This is a genomic window from Dellaglioa sp. CoH-57-MRSF-20, from assembly GCF_056781955.1.
Window position 1 is genome coordinate 1 of sequence record NZ_JBXAXV010000016.1, and the last position, 1,264, is coordinate 1,264.

At 53.0% G+C, this 1,264-nt stretch carries 3 protein-coding genes; all 3 read left to right on the forward strand.

The genetic code is table 11. The annotated features are described in order from the left end of the window. Window positions 1-417 precede the first annotated feature (417 nt). Window positions 418-813 carry a hypothetical protein gene (locus AC1RPN_RS07730; protein WP_281106403.1) on the forward strand — a complete coding sequence of 132 codons (396 nt, stop codon included), beginning with the start codon at window positions 418-420 and terminating at the stop codon, window positions 811-813. Then, entirely contained in the window at window positions 810-1,049 is a 240-nt protein-coding gene (locus AC1RPN_RS07735; protein WP_481763642.1) for a hypothetical protein, read from the forward strand. Before AC1RPN_RS07730 ends, AC1RPN_RS07735 begins: the two co-directional genes overlap by 4 nt. A 9-nt stretch (window positions 1,050-1,058) precedes the next feature. After that, window positions 1,059-1,264: hypothetical protein (locus AC1RPN_RS07740; RefSeq protein WP_481763643.1), on the forward strand; the 206-nt coding region annotated here is incomplete at its 3' end.

A 1,264-nucleotide genomic window follows, 5' to 3' on the forward strand; every position in this document is an offset into this window, starting at 1 on the left:
GAACACTACGTCGATATTGACAACATGTAAAGGAAAACATGAGCAAGAAAACGAAAGTTGTGCTGAACATGCTGAGCGCATGCGTCTTGGCAGTAGCGTCTGGCATCGGCAACAAGCTTATTGCGCAGGATCACGGGACATGGGCCTCTGTCATCTGGCTCGTGATTACGAGTGCGGCAATCAGCTACCTGTGGCATCAGGCTGACAAAAGCGTGTGGGGCGAAAAGTGAGTCCCTACGTGGCAGGCGCTTTGGGCGTAATTAGCGCTCTTGTGCTGGGAGCTGTTGTGGGGATGGGCTCGCTGGAAATAGTGTTGCGCGTCGGGCCGTTTTATGGGACAGTAGCGCTTCTTGCCGCCTTCACAGCGGCCATTATCGCGCAGTATGCTGTTACGCAATACCTGTGGAGGAAATGCGAATGTTGAAAAAGATGTTTCTGACTTCGGGCCACCTCACGCTGTTGACGCATCTACGCTCCAAGCTTCTGGAGAAAGGAGAAAACAGCGACTACTCGGAATTCATGTGCAATATCCTGAAGGGCCTCACGCTTCCGGAAACTGAACTCGAATACCTTCGTGATGAAGCCGTGGAATTGGTGTATCTCATTGAAGGTGATATCCGGGCGTCAACGCAGCTCTGCTGTAGCACACTGAGTAATTGGGTGGCGTTCCAGAAGCGTGGAGTCCCGTCCGAATCACGTATGATGATCCCGGATGAGCAGCAAACTTGGATACGCCACGCAAATCAGGCACGTCTGGGCTGGGTTGATACGATGCTGGAGCGTGGCTACATTGAATACGAGGTGGAAGAATGAAGAAGATTGCGGCAATTGCGCTGGCGCTCGCGGGATGCACGCGTGAAGATCAGGCACGTAACACGCTGACCGGTGCTGGCTTCAAGGACATCAAGATCACGGGCTACGACTTCTTCGGCTGTTCGAAGGACGACACGTTCCATACGGGATTCACTGCGCGCAGCCCCAGCGGTCAATTCGTCGAGGGCGTTGTGTGTAGCGCCGTCTTCAAGGGTGCGACGATTCGCACGTATTAAGGGGAAGTTATGGTAGCTAAAGTGGAGTTTTCGCATGATATTCCCGAATGGGTTGCACCACGATGGCGCACGATCAGTGTAGACTACGAGTCCGGTGGCGATCTGACAAGAACCATTACGCTAGGGTTCTCATTTGATCCAGCCGACTGTCATGGTGAGGATTTGGCATTTGCTTTCCGAAAGGCAATTCGGAAAGCAAAAAGCGATGGTCGCTG